The following is a 17,063-nucleotide window of genomic DNA, read 5'->3' as shown; positions in this document are numbered from 1 at the left end:
TCTTATATATCTCCAATAAAGTACTAATTTCATATACTAAAATATATAGAAATAAGCTTTAAGCAGTAATTATTTTTATATAGATATTCATTTTTGTAAATTAATTTATTGAATTTTGGGAAATGAATAAGACCGAATTTTATGCTAGAAGAAGGAGGAATTTATTTTGAGAGAACAACTTAGAATTTTGACAAGTTCATATAATATGCTCCCTGGCCCAACTGGACCTACTGGTCCTGCCGGTCCTGCCGGTGGTCCTACCGGAGCAACTGGTCCTATAGGTCCTACTGGCATTACTGGACCAACTGGTCCTATGGGTCCTACCGGCGCTACCGGACCAACTGGTCCTATGGGTCCTACTGGCGTTACCGGACCAACTGGTCCTATAGGCCCTACCGGCGTTACCGGAGCAACTGGTCCTATGGGTCCTACTGGCGTTACCGGACCAACTGGTCCTATGGGTCCTACTGGCGTTACCGGACCAACTGGTCCTATGGGTCCTACCGGCGTTACCGGACCAACTGGTCCTATGGGTCCTACCGGCGTTACCGGACCAACTGGTCCTATGGGTCCTACCGGCGCAGGATTAGCCGGCTTTGGTTATGTATATCAATTAGCTACTGTTGCTGACGCCACAGTAGCTGGTGGAGCTGACGTGCCTTTTAGCAATAATGGACCTTTAACTAATATTACCCATTCAGCAGGTACTACAACTATAACAGTTGCTACAACCGGAGTTTATAAAATTTTCTATAGTGTGAGTATAACTGCTGGTGTCGGTTCTGCAATTGCAATCGCAGTAAACGGAACAGTAGATGCTTCCACACCAATTTCAGCTCTAGTTGCTACTGGAGAAGTTTCAGGTGAAGCTATATTATCACTTGCAGCTGGAGATGTTATTACCTTAAGAAATGACTCCGCTACTCCATTAATAACAACCTTAGCTCCTTCAGTTGGTGCCCAATTGACTATTGTACGTTTAGAATAGAAATATTACTAGTCTATGTAAGTAAAGAATAAAGGAGGCTTGATGCCTCCTTTTTCTCATAATATATAACTAAAACACTTAAGCAATAAATCCACCTTGAATTAACATTTTTTTAGCTTCATTATATCCTAATATATAGTCACTAGATGAATATTCTTTTTTATTTAAAGGCTCTAAATTCTTTTTTATATAATGTTCTTTTAAACCTTTTATATCAAGTTGAGGTAATATGACAAAGTAATTTTCATCATAAATATATGCATTTTCAACTTCATATCTCGATATTAATACTTCATGCAGCTTTTCACCAGGTCTTTTACCTATTATTCTAATTTTACAATTTTCATTTCCAAATTCAGCTTGTATAACTTTGGCTATATCTATTATTTTATAACCTGGCATTTTCATTACGAAGGTTTCTCCACCTATGCTATTGCCAATTGCTTTGAATAATAACTGTATTGCTTGTCTTAAAGTCAAAAAATACCTGGTCATATCTGTATCTGTAATAGTGATTTCATTAAACCTTTTTACTTGATCTATAAAATATGGTACAACACTTCCATTGGTTCCTAATACATTTCCTCCTCTTATGCAGACAAACTTAGTCTCATTAGTTAAAGTATTTGCATGAATTATTAATTTTTCACCTATAGCTTTTGTCATGCCATAAACGTTTATTGGTTCAACAGATTTATCCGTAGAAACATCAATTACTTTAGACACCTTATTTTCAATTGCTGCCTTAATAAGATTGTCGATACCTATAATATTGGTTTTCATTGCCTCATAGGGCTGTTCTTCACAAATAGGAACATGCTTTAAGGCTGCCAAATGAAAAATATAATCTACATTTTTTGTAGCTTGTTTTATGGAATCATAATCTCTTATATCACCAATTATAAACTTTAATCTTTCATTATTAAATTTCCTCTTCATATTTACTTGATTTAATTCACTTCTTGAATATATTATTATTTGCTTTGTATTCATCTCTAAAAGCTGAGTAGTTAGTTCATTTCCCCAGGAACCTGTACCTCCAGTAATTAAAATAGATTTATTCTCAAACATATGCAATCCCCCATTTATAAAGTCGCATACAGTACAGTTTCATACCAGCATTTTTTATTATGATGTCTCAGATAGAGTTTATAGCTTTTATTGAAGGCTTTGATTAAAATAGGTATCTTCCATAAGTCTGATGCTAAATGATAGACACAAATAGCTAGTTTTGGATTATTTCTTAATATGGTATTTCTACTGCCAATAAGAGCCTCATATTCACTTCCTTCAATATCCATTTTAATCATTGTAATATCTTCATTATTGCATATTTTATCTATATTAGTAACCTTTATAAAACTATCAGAAAACATGTTAATGCAGGATGCAGAGCTATTTAAGTTAGAAAATCTAACAGTTTTATCACTATCAAATAATCCAAGCTGATATGCCTCAACTTTTTCCCTTATTTCTAAATTTTCAATATACTCCTTAAGTTTATTAAAATTATTGTTATCTGGCTCAAAACAATAATATTTTTTAAAAACACCTTTGCTTTGCTTTATATAACTTTCTAAAGTATCTCCTGTAAAGGCTCCTCCATCAATGATTGTTTCATTATCTCCAAACTGAAAGATATCCTCTAAAAAGTATTGATTTTCATCAAAAGTAATTTTCTTAAAAATACTTGGATTTTGATTAAATACATACTTTATTAATCCTAAAAATATAACTTTTGATACTCTATCTTCAAGCAGATTATAAACCTCTTGTAACTCGTCTAAATGCATTAAATACTCAAGAGAAAATCTATGGTATATATATTTTAAACCTATAGACTTTAATCTAACTGAAATATCATCACTCCATTTAGAGGTAATTATAATTGGTAGATTATTGTGATGGTTTTTTAATTCTTCTATGGAAATAATCGGTATATAATTTAAAAATTTGCCAATTTTATCAATATCATCATCACAACAAAACTTCACGTCAATGTTATCATAATCACTTAAAAACATTCTTGCTTTTTCTCCTGCACCATATAGTATTACATCTACTTTATTATTCTTTGATTTACACTCTTCAAAAATATTATAAAAGTGCGAAGCTTCTCTTTTTATATACTTTCTTATATTCATGTTATCACCTACTTACAAAAATACTGTTCATACAACTGCTTGTTTTTTAACATACAATCTCTTAATTCCATAATCATTTCTGTATAAGTCGGTAAATTCACAGGAAAATCACTTCTTATACTAATCAGAGATTTATTGTTATAATTTTCTTTACAATCTTCAATTATGATATTCTTTTCAAAAACTACATTTATAATTTTTAATAATTCATATTTACTAATTGGTTTATTTGCTGCTAAATTATAAAGTCCAGTTAAATTACTTTCTATCATATCATGCAAGGATTTTGCCAGTTGAAGTGTGGTAACTCCCGACCAAATAACTTTAGAATATCCTTTAATAGAATTAGTTTGTTTCATAAACCAATGAAATAGACCAGTTCCATTGTTTTTTAGCTCTGGTCCTATTATGGAAGTTCTAACCGTTAAATCTTTATTATTATTTATCTCACCTAATATTTTGGTCCTTGCATATATATCCTTTCCATCAGTTTCTGAAGTTTCACTATAATTACCTGTGTCTCCAGAAAAAACGCAATCTGTACTTAAATGAATAAGTTTTACATTAGTATTTTTAAATTTCTTTTCTAAATATCTTGGAAAATAAGAATTAATAAATATAGTTTTAGATGGGTTATCTTCAGCATTTTTATTTAGAATTCCTATGGAGTTGATTATAACATCAGGATTAATCATCCGAATGGTTGTATCTAGTAAATCTAAATCAAATATATCTAATAGTATTGACTCTGAATCCAATTTAATATTATGGCATATTTTATATATTTTATATTTTTCCGTGAAAGTCTTTAAATATTCACAAATCATATGCCCTGCCATTCCAGCTGCCCCTAGCACTAAGACTTTTTTCATTATTTCTCACCTCTAATTAGAAAGTAAAAAATTCACAACTTTATTTGATACATTGTTATCTAAATACCCTTCTGGACAATTCCAATTTTTATTTGAGTTTGCCATAAGCTTTGAACATGTATTAATCTTTTCAAGATTAATACCAGAAACTATATTACTTCCACATTCAACGGTTTCAGGCCTCTCAGTAGTTTCTCTAATTGTAACTGTAGGAATTTTGAAAATACAGCATTCTTCTTGAACTGTACCACTATCTGTTAATACTAAAAGTGTATTTTTTTCAAGCTTAATAAAATCGAAAAAGCCAAAGGGTTCACTGTAAATTATATCTTTATTTTTATTTAGCCAGCCAAATTTTTCTATTTTGTTTTTTGTCCTTGGATGGATACTAAAAATTATTTTACAATTAAATTCTTTTTGAACTTCCTCAACTGCACTTAGAATGATTTCTAATCGTTCTTTTACATCCACATTTTCGGCTCTATGAATAGTAGCTAATATATATTTACCTCTTTCTAGGTTTAAATCTGTAAGAATATTACTTTCTTCAATGCATTCATTGTAATATTCAATTACCTCAAATATTGGATTGCCAGAAACAAATATTCTATTTTTCAATATCCCCTCTTTTAAAAGGTTTTCTCTACTTCCAAAAGTATATGGCAGTGCATAAGTAGAAATTGCATCTATTATTTTTCTATTCTTTTCTTCTGGTACCTTTAAATCAAAGCATCTATTCCCAGCTTCCATATGGAATACTGGTATACCTAATCTTTCAGCAATAATTGCAGCCAATCCACTATTTGTATCACCTAATATGAGTATTTTATCAGGTCTTTCTTTTAAAATAACTTCTTCTGTAAGTTCTAGTATTCTACCAATCTGAATCCCAAAACTATTTCCTGGAGCTTGCAAATAGTAATCAGGTTTTCTTATATCTAATTCTTCAAAAAATATATCATTTAATGAAGAAGAATAATTTTGACCTGTGTGGACTAGAATATGAGTACATAATCTATCTAATTTTTTTATAATCAATGATAATCTTATTATCTCTGGTCTAGTTCCTAAAATAGTCATTATTTTCATTAACCAATCACTCCTAAATTTTTCACTTCTTCAATATATTTATTATATAATTCTTTTAATTCAAGTATCTCACTGGTATAAGTATTTCCCTGTTTTAAGCCTTCTTCAATATATTTCATACCTTCTTCTGCAAATACATAACAGTATTTCATAAGCTCTTGTTTTGTAACATCCCTACTCACATAATTAGGTATTACTCTCATACTTAAGTGATTCTGAATTTGATTGTAATAAAACTGTGCTATTATATAATTTTTGTATTGGTTTTTATCTTCTAATTGACTCCACAAAATTTCTGGATTATATACTTCTTCTTTATAATTGTTGATAATATAATCAAAAATAGAAACGGAATTTTGTATTCGTTTTTGTATGTTTTTTGATAAGTTATCTGTATGAATTCTATAATTTACTACGGCTTCATCAATTTTTCCATAATTCCAGCCATGTTTTATAAAATGTATAGTATTTAATGTATCAGATGAAAAATCATTACCCCTATATACTAACCAACTTATTTTGTTATTTTTGAAAAAGTCTAATCTGTATAAACAGTTCATTGGAATTAACCCAGAAGCAGATTTAAATATATGTTGAACAACCTTATTTTTAGTATATACTTTGTAATTCCACTCTTGTGTTTTTACATTATTGTCATTAATAATATTAAAATCACTATATACATAGTCTTTTTCTGGATTTCTTTCTAAATAATCTACAAATTTTAAGATAGCATCTTTTTCAACAAAATCATCACATGCGATCCATTGAAAATATTTCCCCTTCGCATTACTAATAACTTCTTGAATCCCTTTTGATGCTCCACCTGAATTAACATCATGATAAATTGCATTAATATTTTTGTATTTTTCTTCGTAATCTTTTATTATTTTTTCAGAACCATCAGTGGAACAATCATCAATAAGTAATATTTCTATATTTGAATAACTTTGATTTAGAAAGGAATCTATACATTTTGACAAATACTTCTTGCCATTATAGTTTGTAATTCCTATTGTCACTAGTGGTTGTTCAATTTTAATATACTTTTTTGTTTTAATTAAGTCTAAAAATAAAGACTTGATTTTTTCTAATTGATAATCAAGTTGAAAGTATTTCTCTACAAAATAACTATATTCTTCTGATTTGTATTCATTACTCACTATCATATTGATAGCATCATCTATAGTGTTCCAAATTAGAGCTTGTGGATATATATTTCTTGCTCCAACAAAATTATGAATTATAGGTTTTATACCTTTTGCCATAGCTTGCATAACACTTATATTCTGAGACTCAAGGATACTTGTACATAATATATAATTTTTATCCTCAAGCCATTTATCAAGGTCATTTTGCCATCCTTGATAAATCACATTATTTTCTAAGCCAAATTCTTTTATCATCTGATTAAAATACAGAACATCTCTATGGTCTTGAAAGTTACCCGCAATGAATAATTTATATTGATTATTCTTATCATAAATAGCCTTAAAGGTATGCAATAATAACATAGGGCCCTTCTTATAATTTATATATCCAACATACGCAATATTAAACCCCGGTTTTCTACGATTAAAAGTCCATTTCTTAGTATCTATGCCATTTGGAATTACTACGGTTTTTTCTTCATTTACATTAAAATTATCAATTATAAAGTTTTGTATGTGTTCTGCTACCAAAATAACTTTATCAATATTTTCCCACGTAACTTTATCTGGATATTCTGTAAAAGCTTCATAACTGTGCAGCCTGCAGATAATAATTCTTTCCTTAGCAAGATTAATTTTGCTTCCATAGGATACCAATTCATCACACCATTCAAACCAGCATATATCTCCCCATTCCATACCCTCATCAATTTGTTTCAAATTTGTCACTACTATCTTCTTTGTTATATATTCTTTTTCTAGTTCATTTATAATATCTAACAGAAAATTGTCTAATCCATGTTTCACAAAAAAAACAATTTTTTTCTTATTATTTTTACTAGTATCAATTTTACTATTAATAATCTCTTCCACTAAACAATCCTCCTAATTCAATAAAATTTCTACTAATTTGAACTATGTTAGTCAGTAAACATTCAAATATCGTATTTAAGATAATATTTGAATGTTACTGAATTTATTTTCATATATTAATAAAAGGTGATGCCCTTTCTATTCCTTATAGGAGCCATAAAAGTTTACAGTTTCAACATCACCTGGATTTTCTTTTGGAATAATAGCTACATTATAAGTTTTATCTATATGAAGAGGATTTCCACTTGTTGAATTATCATATTCATCAGCAACATAATAATTATCTGTATGCCCACTACCACTTCTTGTAACTCCCACATTTACTATTGCATCATATTTTGATGCAGGAGCCACAGTTCCTATAACTTGAACTTGTTTAGTAGTTCCATTGTCTATAGGATATCTAGTACAGCATTGATTCTTATTAATTATTGGATTAATTGCAACGTTTATAAAAGGAATAAGATAAGAATTCTCATTTATTGCAGAGCCAAATTCAGCAATAACATTTTGATTTCTACAATACAATGCTATACCTGTATTGGTTAATTGATTTTTAACCCATAGTGAAACAATATAACTTAAATTCACTGTTACAGCCACCTTGGAAGTTATTGGATAAAATTTCATCTTAATAATTTTATTTTCTCTTGGTGGATTATTAAAAGTGGTATAAGTGCTAAAATAATCACTTAATGGCGATATAAAAAATTCAATTTTACTATTATTATAAAAATTATTAGTTTTAAATAGCACAAGTTCTGCATTTGAAACATACACATTATTTGGTATAGCTGAAGAATCAAAGAACAAGTAGCTAGTATACATATATTCCCCATCAATTCCCACCATTATAATGTCTTCATTTATATTTCCATTTGGAAATTTATTGGTTACTGTAAGACTTTTAGTAGCAGGAATTAGTATACTGGACAACTTTCCACCTCTTTTCTAAAATGTTAACTTGAAGCATGGAGCCATTTACGGCTCCATATAAATAGTTAGTATTAATTGTTAGGAGTATAAGACCAAGCAGATACAGCAGCAACAGTGTCTGAGCCTAAAACTTTTGGTACAATAGACATAGTATAAGAGGTATTAACTGCTAGGGAAGTAGCACTACCTGTATTATCGAAAGTTATTTCTCTATAAAATGAACGGTTCCTAGCTGCAGTGACTCCATTAGTAACATTAATTGTAATTGTTAAAAGACCATAGCTGCCAGCTGCAACAGTTCCTGTAACGGCAACAGGACGAGCTGTACTTGAAGCAGGTGTATCAAAATTAATTGTTGTAGCCATTAAAATTTCATCTCCTATATTTTCTTATATTTATTTTTAGGACTTTTAATCCCATTATTAATATATGAATTTACATACTAATGGTTACAACACTCCATTAAAGTTGTCTTTTTACCATACGTATAAAAAATACTACGCCTTAAGCATAGTATTTTTCATGAGGATCCAACATATTTTTATACACTAAAACAAGATTATACTAAACTACTTGGTGGGTCAAAATCGTCAAATGGGAATGGCAAACTATTGAAATATTCACAAGGATCACCAGGTTGGATTGGATCACAAACTGGTACATCACAATTTCCAGCAGATGCTACAAGCATATTTACTATTCTAAATAACTTAATTATAGTAAATAGTCCTATTGTTATATCAGCATGATATTCTGTTTCTGTACCTACTACATAAGTTCCTATATTTATTGTTAGTGGATTTGCAATAGCTTCAACAAGTGTATAAGGGTTTGCTTGACTGTATACTGAACTTGGGTCATATAAAGTATTTAAAGTAACTACAGTTGATGTAGAAGCTTCTCCACCAAATAAAGGAACTAATTTTGTATAAGTTGTAAAAGCATTAATGTCGGTTGTTGTCCCTGTTCCTAATGTTACTGGAATTGGGTCTCCATTACTGTCTAATAAATTAATTTGATACGCAAATGTATATTTGATAGTAACATCATAGAAACCATCTTGTGAGAATACACTAGGTTGAATACTTAATACTTTAATATCAGAAACTGAAAATGTGTTAGGTACCAACTGAACTCCAGAAACTGTTGAATCAAATTTAATTATACTATTTGGTGCAATTGTTCCAATTAATCCTCCCCCTGAAATATTTTCTGTTTCCCCTGATCTAGAAGAGTCTATTTGAATCATTCCAGGAGTAGGAATAGTATTAGAATCTAAAGGTTTTAAACAATCTTGTTGTCTACATTTTCCATAGACTTTCTGTCCAATTATACATTCATCAGTTGTAACCTGTTGTACTTCTGAGTTGGTTACTTGAAAATTGTCTTGCATAGAGATTACCCTCCTTATTTAGGTTAATAATTATCTAGTAATATAGTATGAGATGAATTTTAAATTGTGATTGATTTTATATTTAATAAAATTTGAGTTATTTTTTTATATTAAACATAATTGTTCTAATATTCACATAGTAATATTAAAAATTGTATTTAGGTGGTTTTATGATTAAAGATTTAAATATAATACATTATAAAGACTTTTGCTTTTATATATTTTTAATTAACAATACACTATATATTAGTGAAGGTAATAATATAAAAGTAATCGATAAAAGCGTTTTAAGATATACATTAACGTGTAATAATTACTTTTTATGGATTTGCTATTATACTGTAAACTATTCTGTTTTTATAATTGAATTTGACTTAGAAAATAAAGTTTATAGAAACATCTATAATAATGAATTTTTATTTTATAAACCTTACACCCAAAATATAGATTCCCTAAATCTAATTGTAAATTCATATAATAATATCCAAATAATTTTTAGAGGCTGGAGCAATTTTAGTAAAACTGGACTTATATTTCATTGCAATACTAATACAAATAATATTAGTCTTATAACTAGTAGTAATTGTGCTAGTTACAATAACCCTTTTACTATTTGTAATAAGGATGATACTACGTTTATTCTTATATGTGAGGATTTTAATGACGGAAAATATACTTTATATAATCTATTAACCAATAGGGTAATTGCTAGATTTACTATATCAGATATAAATAATATGTCTTTTATAAATTATAAAAACAGATTGCTAATATTTTACAATAAGCTACATAAAAAAAATTTATCAATATATTACAGAGAACTTATTGTGAAGCATAACAACGGATATTTAAATGATGAGTGTAGCCTATATCTTCCTGAAAATATTCTAAATCCAAATGTATCCTCCTATATGGGAAAAATATATGTAGTTTGGCATAATACTAATCCTATAAACATTGCTGTATCAGATAATTTAAAAACATGGAATTATAACTATATAACTAAATTTAATAATTCTAATTTAGTTAAAGCAACAATTATTAAAATTACTAAATATAACAGTGAAAAGTTAAAAACCTATATAAACGCTTCTAAAATATATTTATTATTAAGCTCTTTTGAAAATAAGGAAAATGTAGAAATTCAAGATAATGTTATTTACGATTATGAAAGCCTGCCACAAATATATAAAAAAATGAATCTTGAATATAGCTTGAAAGAAAAAGCTCTATACGAAAGATATCTTAATACTCAAATAGAGAATTTAACCCATTCAAATCAAATAGAAGAATATCATAAAAATATATGCAATAATTACCTACATACTATAGGTAATTTAATAAAATTCTTAGAAGAAAAAGATAAAATAATAAATTCTCTACTCAATATGAAATAAATTTGTTTAAAATGCTTAATATTTTACTAGTTATAAAATATATGACTAGAATCATATTATATAGTAGTAATATTGTGGAGGAGTAGTATGAATTCATTTAAAGAAGAGACTTTTTTGATTGAAATTAAAGATGAACTTTTTTATTTTTATAGAAATGATGAGAAAATATACCTAGTAAAATATAAACAAAATCAACTTATTGAGGAAAAATTTATAATTAATAATTGTAAATATTTAAATAATGTCATACTTAATCATAATAATGAAATATCACTTATTATTACTAGTTACGAAACAGAGCTAATCCTATTCACAATATTGAATGAAGAAATAACCAATAGAATAACTCTCATAGAATCCTTACAAAATGCAAAATATGTCCAAATCGCTTCTGTAAATAATGCATTAAACATATTTTATATAAATAATAATACGCTTTGTTTTAGAATACTAAACAATAAATTACTCTTATCCCCACCATTAATATTAGATATAATAGACAAAAGCTGTAAGCCTCCATTTATAATAAATGCAGAAAATAATGAGTTATCCATTTGCTATATTAAAAATGGATATCCAAATTTGATTGGCTATAGAGAATTTAATTTTAGAAAAAATAGTTGGAGTAATTTTAATGTTCTAGATTCAGCTTATTTTTTAATAAAAGATTACAGTTTTATTAAATTTAAAGAGATTATTGGATACTCATTTATATTTTCAAAGCAAAATATAAATAATAATTTAATGAGATTTGGATTTGGTTCAAAATCGAATATAAAAAGAGATTTAATTGAAGAATATTCCAATATTTTTAGTTCAAATACTATATTTTTAGGCTTAAAAAATAAGTTTAATTTACTTTATATAGTAGACAATATCATAAAATTAAAAGAAATAGACTTAAATAATAATACAGAATATATTATTGACTTAGATATATTTAATATTAAAAATATAAAAAAATTCTCTTTTCAATCAAATAATAATATTTATACTAACTTTATATTTGCTATAGAATGTGAAAATGAAACTATTTATACTGATAATTATTTTTATAGAAAACATTTAGATAAAAGCCAAAAAATTGAAATGAATATTAATAATAATTATTCTGCTAAAAACTTCACGGTAAAAGAAATAGACTCTTACGAAATAGCTAATAAGGATATGTATTTAAATCCAATACAAGAAAATATAGTTGAAGAACTTAACATTAAACTAAAAAAATATGAAGAAAAACTAAATTTAATTTCTAAAAATAAAGCAAAAAATGATGAAGAAAAAAATAAACTTCGTTTAGGTATGGCATCTTTGTATGAAGAAATCACCAAAAAATATAATAGAATCAATACACTAGAAAAGGCTCTAACTGAAAAGCAAAATTTAATATTTTCTTATGAAAAAAAATTAAAAGATCTAACAAGTTCTACATCAAAATTGCAAAATAAAGAACTTGAATTAGGGAAAAAAGAAGAGGAAATATTAGAATTGAAAAAACTTATTACTGAAAAAGATATGGAAAGGTCTAATTATTCAAATGAGTTGAAGAACCTTAAAGAAGAAATAGCTAAATTAAACAGGCTTGTAAAAGATAAGACTGAAGAGATTAATAATTTAAAAACTCAACTTAATTTTTTAGAAGAGAAAAATAAAGAGTCTTTTATTAAAAAAATATTTAAAACTGGATATTAGATAATTACCTACCAATATTTTAAAATAGATTATATAAAAGGCCTCCTAGATATAATTTTATTATCATAGGAGGCTTTACTTATTTTATATTCAATAATGGATTGTCTTTTTTCTTAATCTTAGCTAAGTCAATCTGATTTTCTATCAGTCTATTTTGAAGATCCATTATTTTATATTTTGAGGATTGAACTTGGAACTTAAGCTCTTTATTTTCTGCCTTTAAATCATTCTTTTCTTTCAAATATTTTTTTGAAGTTTCTTTCAATAACTCCAATTCTTCTCTTAAAGCTTTATTTTCATCCTCTATTTCTTTTATATACTCTCCGCTTTTAGTGCTTTCAAGCTTATTTTGCAATTCTATGTTATATTCCTCTAAATTATTAATATGCCTTTTTAAATCATTAACCTGTGTCTGTAACGCTTTCTCAGCATTGCTTGCCTGTTCAGCTTCTTTTTTAAGGGTTTCAATGATATTGTCCGCCTTAAATTTTTCATCAACTATATTTAACGCTGCAAGAACAGAAGCATCTGACACGTTAAGTCTGCTATTCTTTTTTAGCATATCTATAATTCTTTTATCTACATAACTTGCTACCCTATGCAAATATTCTTCTCTTTCCTCACCTTTTAAATTGTATTCTGAACCATTTATTTTAACCGTTACAACATTCATTTGAACACCCTCTTAAGATAAATTCAATTATTTATCTATATTTTAACACAAATTAGCAATATATAAAATACACTTTATTATGCAAGGATTGATTTATCTATGATTATCTTAATTCAGCACCTAATTTATTCTCTAAAGCTTTAAGAATTCTATCATGAACTTTATTAACTTCATTATCTGTTAGTGTTTTATTCTCTCCTCTATAAACAAAAGAATAAGCAATACTTTTCTTTCCTTCTGGTATTTGTTTTCCTCTGTATACATCGAAGAGTTTTGCGCTTTCAAGAATAGCTCCACCTTGATTTTTAATTATATCTTCTATATCCTGAACTAAAATATTCTCGTCAACTATAACAGCTAAGTCTCTTGTTACGGCAGGGAATTTTGGAAGAGGAATGTATTTTTTATCTAGTTTAGCATATCTAAATAATACATCTAAATTAATTTCTGCTATATAACAGCTTTCTTCAACCTCATAATTTTCTGCAACCTCTGGATGAATTTCTCCAACTACACCTGCTTGCTCTTTCTTTATAACTATTGAAGCAGTTTTCCCTGGATGATAGCTATCATTATTAGTTTCTCTTTGGAATTTTGCATTTTCTATTCCTAATGAAACTAATACATTTTCCACTATTCCTTTTATATCATAATAATCTGCTTCACCATACATAGCTATAGTTAATATGTTTCTTTCTTCTGGCAATTCCTTTGGATCTTCTTTTGGTAAATATATTTTCCCTATCTCAAATAATCTTACAATTTCATTATTTCTTGCATAATTTCTGCTTAGAGCCTCCATTATTGAAGGTATTGTTGTAGTCCTCATAATACTGTAATCTTCGCCTAGTGGATTTTTTATTGCTACAACCTTTCTAAGAGCGCTATCACTCTTTATTAATACCTTATCAAAAACCTTTGGACTTACAAAAGAATAAGTTATCGCTTGATTTAGTCCACTGGCAATAAGTGTATCAACTAGCTTACTGCTAAGTATTTGCTTATGACTTTTACCAGCTTTTTCAGTTTGAGTACTAGGGATAGTTGATGGAACTTTATTATAGCCATATATTCTTGCAATTTCTTCTGCAACATCCTCTTTTATATTTATATCAGATCTAAAGGTTGGTACTGTAATTACTAAATCTTCATTTTCAATACTTGTTTTTAAGTCTAATCTCTCCAAGTATTCCTTCATATCTTCTTTAGATATATTTATTCCTAAAAATTTATTTATCCATGAAGAATCTACCTTTAAAATGTGACTCTCTATTTTTTCAGGATAAATATCAATAGTACCTTCCATAATCTCTCCAGCACCTATTTCTTCAACTAGGGCACAAGCTCTAGCTAAAGCCATTTCTGTTAGATTAGGATCTAAATCCTTTTCGAATTTTCCTGAGGCTTCTGTTCTTAAAGCAAGCTTTTTTGATGAGATTCTTATATTAGTTCCATCAAAGTTTGCACATTCAAAAATTACTTCCTTAGTGTCTTCTTTTACTTCTGAATTTAAACCACCCATGATTCCTGCAAGACCAATAGTGGTATCCCCATCTTTTATGTTAAGCATTGAAGAATCTAGAATTCTTTCTTCCCCATCTAAGGTAGTAAATTTTTCTCCATCATAGGCTCTTTCAACAACAATAATATTTGAACTTATCTCTCTTCTGTCAAAAGCATGCATTGGTTGACCCATTTCTATCATTACAAAGTTTGTAATATCAACTATATTATTTATAGGTCTTACTCCAGCTTCTATAAGTCTTTCCTGCATCCATTGAGGAGAAGGCTTTATTTCAATATTCTTAATTCCTTTAGCCATATATCTTCTGCAAAGAGAATCTCTAACTTCTACCTTAATATCTCCTTCTATTTTATCACTGCAAGTTTCTTTATAATTTAAGTTTGGAAGTCTGTATGTTTTTCCAAGGGTAGCTGCAGTTTCTCTAGCAATCCCAATAATACTTAAGCAATCTGGTCTATTTGAAGTTATTTCAAAATCTATTATAGCCTTTTGCATATTAACAACTTCTTTAATATCTTTTCCTATAGGTGTTTCAGTAGGTAAAATCATTAACCCATGAACAGGCTCATCTCCTGCTATTCCCAATTCTTCTTCAGAGCAGAACATTCCATTTGAAACTTCTCCTCTAAGCTTTCCTTTTTTTATTTTAGTTCCATCTGCTAAAGTAGATCCATGAAGTGCAGTAGGTACTATGTCTCCTTCTTTCATATTTGTTGCCGCAGTAACTATTTGAATTGTCTCATCTTTTCCAATATCTACTTGGCAAATTGATAATCTCTCAGCTTCAGGATGTTTTTCCAGCTTAATTATTTTACCTGTTACTACGTTATCAACTACATCTCCAGTTACAATTACTTCTTCTACCTTAGATCCAGATAGAGTTAACGCATCTGCTAAGTCTTTTGGTGAAACATTTATATCAACATAATCTTTAAGCCAATTAACTGGTACTTTCATTTTATTTCCTCCTCATTATACAATTAATAACTAAAATTGATTTAAAAATCTCATATCGCTTTCATATAGTAATCTAATATCATCTAGCTCATATTTTTGCATTACCATTCTATCTAATCCAAAACCAAAAGCAAAACCGCTGTATACTTCTGGATCAATTCCGCAGTTTCTTAATACTTGGGGATGAACCATTCCGCAGCCTAATATCTCAATCCATCCACTATTCTTACAAACATTACATCCCTTACCACCACACACAAAACATGTTGCATCCATTTCTGCAGAAGGTTCTGTAAAAGGAAAATGATGTGGTCTGAATAATGTCTCCATTTTATCTCCAAACATTTTTCTTATGAACATTTCAAGAGTTCCTTTTAAATCTGCAAAAGTAATTCCTTTATCTATTACTAGTCCTTCTATTTGATAAAATATTGGAGAGTGTGTAGCATCCACCGCATCTGAACGATAAACCTTTCCAGGTGCAATCATTTTAATTGGAGGCTTTTGATTTTCCATAGTTCTTATTTGTATAGGTGAAGTTTGAGTTCTTAAAACTATATCGTCATTTATATAGAATGTATCTTGCTCTCCTCTTGCTGGATGATTTTTAGGTATATTCAAAGCTTCAAAGTTATAATAGTCTTTTTCAACCTCTGGACCTTCTTCAATAGAAAATCCCATAGATATAAATATATCTGTAATACTATTTAATGTTAATTCTAAAGGATTCTTGCTGCCAATTACTGGTTTCTTACCTGGCATTGAAATATCGATAATTTCACTTTTTAATTTCATTTCCTTTTCTTTTGATTTCATTTCATTAAGAGAAGCTTCAATAAAGTTTTCTAGCTTTTCTCTAACCTCATTAGCTAATTTCCCTATTATAGGTCTTTCTTCTGCGGAAAGCTTACCCATTCCCCTTAAAATTTCAGTAAGTTCACCTTTTTTCCCAAGGTATTTTACTCTAATATTTTCAAGCTCAGTTTTATTTGCAATATTCTTTAATTCTTCTAGTGCATTGCTTTTTATTTGTTCTAATTTTTCTCTCATAATAGTACTCCTTTCGTTTAATTTAATAAGTAAAAATGCAAAAAAATAAAAAACTCCGTCCCAAAATAGGGACGAAGTATATCCGCGTTACCACCCTTGTTAGCTATAAATCAATATAGCTCCCTCAAAATTTTATCGGATTTACCGCTAATTGCTACTATCTTCACAACTAGAACTCCAGAGTGAACTTCAATATATATTCTTTTAATAAGCTCTCAGTCTATGGCTTATTCTCCCTGTAAAAATAATTCTATATCTACTCTCTCTATCATAGTTTATGTATATTTATTTTTTGATTATAAGCTTAAATAATATTATAACTA

Annotated in this window: 14 protein-coding genes and 1 other annotated feature; of the genes, 3 read left to right on the top strand and 11 right to left on the bottom strand. The window is 28.4% G+C overall.

Going from position 1 to position 17,063, the window contains the following annotated elements:
• The first annotated feature begins 166 nt into the window (after positions 1-166).
• Positions 167-988, top strand: a complete 822-nt coding sequence (locus tag CLHOM_RS07140) for a collagen-like protein (protein ID WP_052221009.1) — start codon at positions 167-169, stop codon at positions 986-988.
• 78 nt (positions 989-1,066) lie between these two features.
• Here CLHOM_RS07140 and CLHOM_RS07135 read toward each other — a convergent pair whose 3' ends face one another.
• The 8 genes from CLHOM_RS07135 to CLHOM_RS07100 all read right to left on the bottom strand — a co-directional run bounded on the left by CLHOM_RS07135 (position 1,067) and on the right by CLHOM_RS07100 (position 9,446).
• Positions 1,067-2,059, bottom strand: a complete 993-nt coding sequence (locus tag CLHOM_RS07135; protein ID WP_052221008.1) for an SDR family NAD(P)-dependent oxidoreductase — start codon at positions 2,057-2,059, stop codon at positions 1,067-1,069.
• Positions 2,060-2,073: 14 nt separating this feature from the next.
• Entirely contained in the window at positions 2,074-3,132 is a 1,059-nt protein-coding gene (locus tag CLHOM_RS07130; RefSeq protein WP_052221007.1) for an FkbM family methyltransferase, read from the bottom strand.
• 8 nt (positions 3,133-3,140) lie between these two features.
• Complete coding sequence (locus CLHOM_RS07125) at positions 3,141-4,004, bottom strand: dTDP-4-dehydrorhamnose reductase family protein (protein ID WP_052221006.1); 864 nt, start codon at positions 4,002-4,004, stop codon at positions 3,141-3,143.
• A 12-nt stretch (positions 4,005-4,016) separates the two neighbouring features.
• Complete coding sequence (gene wecB / locus CLHOM_RS07120; RefSeq protein WP_052221005.1) at positions 4,017-5,093, bottom strand: non-hydrolyzing UDP-N-acetylglucosamine 2-epimerase; 1,077 nt, start codon at positions 5,091-5,093, stop codon at positions 4,017-4,019.
• Positions 5,093-7,117 (bottom strand): glycosyltransferase, encoded by a 2,025-nt coding sequence (locus CLHOM_RS18665; protein ID WP_052221004.1) that lies wholly within the window; start codon positions 7,115-7,117, stop codon positions 5,093-5,095. The genes wecB and CLHOM_RS18665 overlap by 1 nt, the downstream gene beginning before the upstream one ends.
• A 138-nt stretch (positions 7,118-7,255) precedes the next feature.
• Positions 7,256-8,053, bottom strand: coding sequence for a DNRLRE domain-containing protein (locus CLHOM_RS07110; RefSeq protein ID WP_052221003.1), 798 nt, complete (start codon positions 8,051-8,053; stop codon positions 7,256-7,258).
• Positions 8,054-8,124: 71 nt separating this feature from the next.
• Positions 8,125-8,418: a hypothetical protein gene (locus CLHOM_RS07105; protein ID WP_052221002.1), complete on the bottom strand. Its 294-nt coding sequence runs from the start codon at positions 8,416-8,418 to the stop codon at positions 8,125-8,127.
• A 194-nt stretch (positions 8,419-8,612) separates the two neighbouring features.
• Positions 8,613-9,446, bottom strand: coding sequence for a hypothetical protein (locus CLHOM_RS07100; protein ID WP_052221001.1), 834 nt, complete (start codon positions 9,444-9,446; stop codon positions 8,613-8,615).
• A 170-nt stretch (positions 9,447-9,616) separates the two neighbouring features.
• Here CLHOM_RS07100 and CLHOM_RS07095 point away from each other — a divergent pair, with 170 nt between their 5' ends.
• Together CLHOM_RS07095 and CLHOM_RS07090 are read left to right on the top strand one after the other, a co-directional pair.
• A complete protein-coding gene (locus CLHOM_RS07095) occupies positions 9,617-10,843 on the top strand; it encodes a hypothetical protein (protein ID WP_052221000.1) in 1,227 nt (408 codons plus the stop codon).
• 87 nt (positions 10,844-10,930) lie between these two features.
• Positions 10,931-12,535, top strand: a complete 1,605-nt coding sequence (locus tag CLHOM_RS07090; protein ID WP_052220999.1) for a hypothetical protein — start codon at positions 10,931-10,933, stop codon at positions 12,533-12,535.
• Positions 12,536-12,614: 79 nt separating this feature from the next.
• Here CLHOM_RS07090 and CLHOM_RS07085 read toward each other — a convergent pair whose 3' ends face one another.
• The 3 genes from CLHOM_RS07085 to pheS all read right to left on the bottom strand — a co-directional run bounded on the left by CLHOM_RS07085 (position 12,615) and on the right by pheS (position 16,740).
• Entirely contained in the window at positions 12,615-13,208 is a 594-nt protein-coding gene (locus tag CLHOM_RS07085) for a cell division protein ZapA (protein WP_052220998.1), read from the bottom strand.
• 103 nt (positions 13,209-13,311) lie between these two features.
• Positions 13,312-15,690 carry a phenylalanine--tRNA ligase subunit beta gene (gene pheT / locus CLHOM_RS07080; RefSeq protein ID WP_052220997.1) on the bottom strand — a complete coding sequence of 793 codons (2,379 nt, stop codon included), beginning with the start codon at positions 15,688-15,690 and terminating at the stop codon, positions 13,312-13,314.
• 30 nt (positions 15,691-15,720) lie between these two features.
• Positions 15,721-16,740: a phenylalanine--tRNA ligase subunit alpha gene (gene pheS / locus CLHOM_RS07075; protein WP_052220996.1), complete on the bottom strand. Its 1,020-nt coding sequence runs from the start codon at positions 16,738-16,740 to the stop codon at positions 15,721-15,723.
• Between the two features lie 64 nt (positions 16,741-16,804).
• Positions 16,805-17,021: a binding site (T-box leader), on the bottom strand.
• Positions 17,022-17,063 lie beyond the last annotated feature (42 nt).

The sequence above is a fragment of the Clostridium homopropionicum DSM 5847 genome, from assembly GCF_001263795.1.
Taxonomy (GTDB): Bacteria; Bacillota; Clostridia; order Clostridiales; family Clostridiaceae; genus Clostridium_H; species Clostridium_H homopropionicum.
This window is presented reverse-complemented; position numbering and strand designations above follow the sequence as displayed.